The sequence below is a fragment of the Bradyrhizobium sp. genome (assembly GCF_049798375.1).
GTDB lineage: Bacteria > Pseudomonadota > Alphaproteobacteria > Rhizobiales > Xanthobacteraceae > Bradyrhizobium.
In genome coordinates, this window is sequence record NZ_JBARGP010000744.1 from 1 (window position 1) to 6506 (window position 6506).

Genomic DNA, 6506 nt, shown 5'->3' on the forward strand with positions numbered 1-6506 from the left:
AGCCAGCGGCGCAAGGGGGCCGCGCAGGGCATCGACCGCACCAGCATCCGCAGGGGTCGCCGATGTCGCGGCAGGCCGAGATACCCGGCATCGATGCCGTCATCGCGGTGGCCTCCGGCAAAGGCGGGGTGGGCAAGTCGACCACCGCGCTGAACCTGGCGCTGGGGCTGCGCGATCTCGGACTCAAGGTCGGGCTGTTGGACGCGGACATCTATGGCCCCTCGGTGCCGCGGCTGACCGGCCTGCGTGACAAGCCTGCGCTCACGCCCGACAAGAAGATGGTTCCGCTAGAGCGTTTCGGGTTGTCGATCATGTCGATTGGGTTCCTGATCGAGGAGGATCGCGCCATGGTCTGGCGCGGGCCGATGGTGATGCAGGCGCTGACGCAGATGCTGCGCGAGGTTGCCTGGGGCACGCTCGACGTGCTGGTCGTCGACATGCCGCCCGGTACTGGGGATGCCCAGCTCACCTTGGCGCAGAACGTGCCGCTGAAGGGCGCGGTGATCGTCTCGACGCCTCAGGATCTATCGCTGATCGACGCACGGCGTGGACTGGCCATGTTCAGGCAGGTCAACGTGCCGGTGCTCGGCATCATCGAAAACATGAGCTATTTCCAGTGCCCGCACTGCGGCACGCGCTCGGACATCTTCGGCCATGGCGGCGCGCGCCATGAGGCCGAGAAGCTGGGCGTGCCGTTCCTCGGCGAGATCCCGCTGCACATGGACATCCGCACCACATCGGACGAAGGTAGGCCGGTGGTGGCGAGCGCGCCCGACGGTCCGCATGCGACGATCTATCGCGCGATCGCGAGCGCGGTCCGCGACGGGCTCGCAGGCGCGCGTGCTGCGGCCTCGTGATGCTGCGGCGTCCATGCGACTTTTGGACTTCTGTGCACTGCCATAGTCGCGTTTTCGGTTAACCGGTTCCGTGCTAAACGCCCCGTTCGCCGGAGCGGCTTCGGCAAGACGCGAATGTAGGCGGCTGTGGGCAGGCAGGCTTTAGGAAAATCGCGTCGCCGGTAGCGCTATTTGCACGTGGGAAATGCCCAATAAGGAGATGCCTTGATGAAGCGTCGTGATTTTCTGAAAGTGTCGGCCGCCGGCGCCGCGGCGACCGCCGCCGTGGCTTCGCCGGCGATCGCGCAGTCCTCGCCCGAGATCAAGTGGCGGATGACATCGAGCTTTCCGAAGTCGCTCGACACGATCTATGGCGGCGCCACCGAGCTCGCCAAATACGTGGCCGAGATGACCGACAACAAGTTTCAGATCCAGGTCTTCGCGGGCGGCGAGATCGTTCCTCCTCTGCAGGCGCTGGACGCAACGTCCAACGGCACCGTCGATATGAGCCACACGGTATCGTACTACTATGTCGGCAAGGACCCGACCTTTGCGATCTACGCTTCGGTGCCGTTCGGCCTCAATGCCCGTATGCAGAACTCCTGGTGGTACCAGGGCGGCGGTGAGGCGCTCGGCAACGAGTTCTTCAAGAAATTCGGCGTGATCGGCTTCCCCTGCGGCAACACCGGCACCCAAATGGGCGGCTGGTTCCGCAAGGAGATCAAGACGGTCGCCGATCTCAATGGCCTGAAATTCCGCATCGGCGGTATCGCCGGTCAGGTGCTGCAGAAGGTCGGCGTCGTGCCGCAGCAACTCGGCGGCGGCGACATCTATCCGGCGCTGGAAAAGGGCACCATCGACGCTGCCGAATGGGTCGGCCCCTATGACGACGAGAAGCTCGGCTTCCAGAAGGTCGCGAAGTACTACTACTATCCGGGCTTCTGGGAAGGCGGTCCGACCGTGCACGCCTTCTGTAACCTCGAGAAGTGGAATTCGTTGCCGAAGAACTACCAAGCGATTCTGCAGGCCGGCACCTCCGCGGCCAATACCTGGATGGCGGCGCGCTACGACCTTCAGAACCCGGCGGCGCTGAAGCGCCTGGTCGCCGGCGGCACTCAGCTGCGTCCGTTCACCAACGAGGTGCTGGAAGCCTGCCTTAAGGCCACCAACGAGCTGTGGGGCGAGATCTCGGCCAAGAACCCCGACTTCAAGAAGTCGATCGAAGCGATGCAGGCCTACCGCTCGGATGAATATCTGTGGTGGCAGGTCGCCGAATATACCTTCGACAGCTTCATGATCCGCTCGCGCACCCGCGGCTGACCCGATCTCCTTTCGGAAGCGCCTTTCAAGCCCGGCCTCGCAAGAGGCCGGGCTTTTGCGTTGCGCAACGGTTTCGCAATGGCACTCGCGCGGTGAATGCTCCAGACTTCTCCTCAGGCCTCGCAAGAAGGCCGGACAACGACACGCATCATCCAACAGGGAGACGAAACCATGAAGCGCAGGGACTTCATCAAGGTCGCCGGTCTGGCCGCGGCCGGTACGACCAGCGTAGCCGCACCTGCAATCGCGCAGAGCATGCCCGAGATCAAATGGCGCATGCCGACGAGCTGGCCGAAATCGCTCGACACGCTGTTCGGCGGAGCCGACATGATGGCCAAGATGGTCGGCGAAGCCACTGACAACAAATTCCAGATCCAGACTTTCGCCGCCGGCGAAATCATTCCGGGCCTGCAGGTGCTGGACGCGGTGCAGAACGGCACCGTGGAGATCGGTCACACGGCCTCGTACTATTATTTCGGCAAGGATCCGACCTTCACCTTCGGCTCGTCGGTACCATTCGGGCCCAACATGCGCATCAACCAGGCTTGGTACATGCTCGGCGGCGGCCGCGAGATCCTCAACGAGTTCTACAAGAAATACAACGTGGTCTCGCTGCTCGCCGGCAACACCGGCTGCCAGATGGGCGGCTGGTTCCGCAAGGAGCTGACCAGCGTCAACGATCTCAAGGGACTGAAATTCCGCATCGGCGGCTTTGCCGGACGGGTGATGCAGAAGCTCGGCGCCGTGCCGCAGCAGATTGCCGGCGGCGACATCTATCCGGCGCTCGAGAAGGGCACCATCGATGCCGCCGAATGGGTCGGCCCCTATGACGACGAGAAGCTCGGCTTCTACAAGGTCGCCCCGCATTACTACTATCCCGGATGGTGGGAAGGCGGCCCAATGCTGCTGGCCTTCGTCAACCTGGACCGCTGGAATACATTACCCAAGCACTATCAGGCGATTCTCGAGCAGGCCGGCCACATCGCCAACAACTGGATGATGGCGAAATATGACCAGGCCAACGCGCCGGCATTGCGGCGCCTGCTTGCCGGCGGCGCCAAGCTGCACGCGTTCCCGCCCGAGATCATGCAGGCCAGCCTCAAGGCGGCGCGTGAGCTGCACAACGAGGTCGCCGCTGGTAATGCGGACTTCAAGAAGATTTATGAATCGCTGACCAGCTTCACCAGCAACGGCTACTCTTGGTTTCAGGTGGCCGAGATCGGCTACGACGCCTTCATGGCGCGCAACTCGCAGAGCTGAAAGAAACCCCCCCGGCGCCAAGCGCCGGGGGGTTCATATTTGCATCCGCAGTCTGCATGTTCGAACGGCATGCGATCATTTCGGCGGCCCGAAGTCGAGCGGCGGGGCCTCGATCTGCGGAATGTCGATCTTGATCGAGTTCGGATCGACCGTCGAGGCCGCGCCCTTGTAGTGCATGACCATCGACGGAAACAGGATCACGAGCAGCACCATCAGCGCCTGGATCACGACGAAGGGTACCGCGCCCCAGTAGATCTGGCCGGTGGTGACGGGCGCCATCGTCTTGCCGGTGACCCGGTCGATATAGCGCTCCTTCGGCGCCACCGAGCGCAGGTAGAACAAGGCGAAGCCGAACGGCGGATGCATGAACGAGGTCTGCATGTTGACGCCGAGAATCACGCCGAACCAGATCAGGTCGATGCCGAGATGCTCGGCGGCAGGTCCGAGCAGCGGGATCACGATGAAGGCGAGCTCGAAGAAATCGAGGAAGAACGCAAGCACGAACACGAAGGCGTTGACGAAGATCAGGAACCCGAGCTGACCGCCGGGCAGGGAGGTCAGCAGGTTCTCGACCCAGACATGGCCGCTGACGCCATAGAAGGTCAGCGAGAACACGCGGGCGCCGACCAGGATGAAGACGACGAAGGCGGACAGCTTGGCGGTGGATTCCACCGCCTGGCGGATCAGGTCGAAGCTCAACCGGCGCTTCATCGCGCCCAGAATGAGCGCGCCGGCCGCGCCCATGGCGCCGCCCTCGGTCGGGGTGGCGAGGCCGATGAAGATGGTGCCGAGCACCAGGAAGATCAGGAACAGCGGCGGCACCATCACAAAGGTGGTCTGCTGCGCCATCCGCGACAGGAAGCGGAAGCCGGTCGTCGTCGCGATGATCCAGTTCAGGACCGCGACGCAGAACGCGAACACGATGCCGTAGAACATCGAGAGCACGACGAAATCGGCGCCGTGGTACTCCGACCCCTGCATCATGTACCAGCCGAACACGCAAGCGGCGAGGAACAGCACGCCGAGCGAGATCAGGCCGCGGCTGCCATCCTTTTCGCGGTAGCCGATGGCCTCGGCCGGCAGGCCGGGGGCGGATTTGGGCCAGATGATGCTGCAAATGAAGGCCCAGCCGGCATAGAGGCCGGCGAGCACGAGGCCCGGGATGAAGGCGCCCTCATACATGTCGCCCACGGAGCGGCCGAGCTGGTCGGCCATGACGATCAGGATCAGCGACGGCGGGATGATCTGGGCCAGCGTGCCGGAAGCGGCGATGATGCCGGTGGCAAGCCGCCGGTCGTAGCCGTAGCGCAGCATGATCGGCAGCGAGATCAGCCCCATCGAAATCACGGATGCCGCGACCACGCCGGTGGTCGCCGCAAGCAGTGCGCCGACGAAGACGACGGCATAGGCGAGGCCGCCTCTGACGGTGCCGAACAGCTGCCCGATGGTGTCGAGCAGGTCCTCGGCCATGCCCGAGCGCTCCAGCACCAGCCCCATGAAGGTGAAGAACGGGATCGCCAGCAGCGTGTCGTTGTTCATCACGCCATAGACGCGCTCGGGCAGCGCCTGCAGGAAGTCAGGCCTGAACTCGCCCAGCCCGATGCCGACCAGCGCATAGGACAGGCCGACCGCGCCGAGCGAAAATGCCGCCGGATAGCCCAACAGCAGCATGATGACCAGCGAGCCGAACATGATCGGCGCCAGATTGGCAACTATAAACGCTTCCATGATGTCCCCCGCGTCGCCTATCAGGTCTTCTCGATGGCCTCGACGATGTGCTCGACCTCGGCCTCGAGCCCATGCGCCTTCGACACGTGCGGATCGGGAATCACGCCGCGCAGCACCGCGATGCGCTTGATCAGCTCGGAGATGCCCTGCATCAGCAGGAATGCGAACGCGATCATGATCAGGGATTTCGCCGGCCATTGCGGCAGGCCGCCGGCGTTGCTGGACTGCTCGTTGATCTCCCAGGAGCGCAGGAAGAACGGCACGCCGGTGACGATCATGAGAATGCAGAGCGGGATCAGGAAGAAGACGTGTCCGATGATATCGATGACGTCGCGCACCCGCTTGGGCATCATCTGATTGACGATGTCGATGCGGATGTGCTCGTTCGCCAGCAGGGTCCAGGGCGCGCACAGCAGGAATACCGCGCTGAACAGCACCCATTGCAGCTCGAGCCAGGCGTTGGACGAGGTGTCGAACACCTTGCGGATGACGGCATTCAACGCCGAGATGATGACGGCGAGCAGGATCAGCCAAGCGATCTTCTTGCCAGTCCATTCCGTGAATGCATCGATCCCACGGCTCAATTTCAGCAGCGACTGCAACGAAGTCCTCCCCAGGCCGCATTGCCGTTTTGGCTGCGCGAGCGCAGCGGCCCGTCCAGCCCAGCCACGCATGAAAACCGGGGCACCATTTCAGCGCCGTCTGGTCCCGTCAACCGGAAAATGACCGAACCGACGGGGCGCCAACACCTTGTCGGTGCTTGGTAAATCGGTGAGGGTCCGGCGCGCCGGCGGCCTCGCCGCTGGCCGCAGCAGTGGCCGTATGCGACACTGCGCGCGGTGATCGAGGAAGGGATCAGATGGCAACGACGGGCGACATCACGGCGTGGACGGGAACGGAGCTGAGCCAGGCGATCCACGATCGCGCGGTCTCGTGCCGCGAGGTCATGCAGGCCTATCTGGCGCGGATCGACCGGCTCAATCCGGCCTTCAACGCCATCGTCAGCCGGGTCGCGTCCGACGATCTGTTGGCGCAGGCCGGCGCTCGCGACGATGAGCTTGCCGCGGGCCGCAGCCGCGGCTGGCTGCACGGCTTTCCGATGGCGCTGAAGGACGTGGTCGCCACCCAGGGCATTCGAACCACGATCGGCTCGACCATACTGGCGAACAACATCCCGGACTATGACGACATCCTGGCCGAGCGGATGAAGGCAGCGGGCGCCACCGTCATCGGCAAGACCAACGTGCCGGAATTCGGGCTCGGCTCGCATACCTACAACAATGTGTTCGGCTTCACCGGCAATGCCTACGATCCCGCGCGCACGGCCGGCGGCTCCAGCGGCGGCGCCGCGGTGGCGCTGGC

The 6506-nt window shown here is 63.9% G+C and carries 6 protein-coding genes; 4 read left to right on the plus strand and 2 right to left on the minus strand.

Annotation, left to right across the window (positions count from 1 at the left end; translation table 11 throughout):
• The 3 genes from WA702_RS28645 to WA702_RS28655 form a co-directional block, all read left to right on the plus strand.
• Nucleotides 1–857: Mrp/NBP35 family ATP-binding protein (locus WA702_RS28645; protein ID WP_425113903.1), on the plus strand; the 857-nt coding region annotated here is incomplete at its 5' end.
• A 207-nt stretch (nucleotides 858–1064) separates the two neighbouring features.
• Nucleotides 1065–2156, plus strand: a complete 1092-nt coding sequence (locus WA702_RS28650; RefSeq protein WP_425113904.1) for a TRAP transporter substrate-binding protein — start codon at nucleotides 1065–1067, stop codon at nucleotides 2154–2156.
• A gap of 171 nt (nucleotides 2157–2327) precedes the next feature.
• On the plus strand, nucleotides 2328–3416 hold the full coding sequence (locus WA702_RS28655; protein WP_425113905.1) for a TRAP transporter substrate-binding protein: 1089 nt from the start codon (nucleotides 2328–2330) through the stop codon (nucleotides 3414–3416).
• 75 nt (nucleotides 3417–3491) lie between these two features.
• Here the strand turns inward: WA702_RS28655 and WA702_RS28660 are convergent, their stop codons facing one another.
• Nucleotides 3492–5144: a TRAP transporter large permease gene (locus WA702_RS28660; protein WP_425113906.1), complete on the minus strand. Its 1653-nt coding sequence runs from the start codon at nucleotides 5142–5144 to the stop codon at nucleotides 3492–3494.
• Nucleotides 5145–5164: 20 nt separating this feature from the next.
• Nucleotides 5165–5746, minus strand: coding sequence for a TRAP transporter small permease subunit (locus tag WA702_RS28665; protein WP_425113907.1), 582 nt, complete (start codon nucleotides 5744–5746; stop codon nucleotides 5165–5167).
• A 257-nt stretch (nucleotides 5747–6003) separates the two neighbouring features.
• On the opposite strand from WA702_RS28665, the gene WA702_RS28670 reads away from it, so the two are divergent.
• Nucleotides 6004–6506: amidase family protein (locus WA702_RS28670; RefSeq protein WP_425113908.1), on the plus strand; the 503-nt coding region annotated here is incomplete at its 3' end.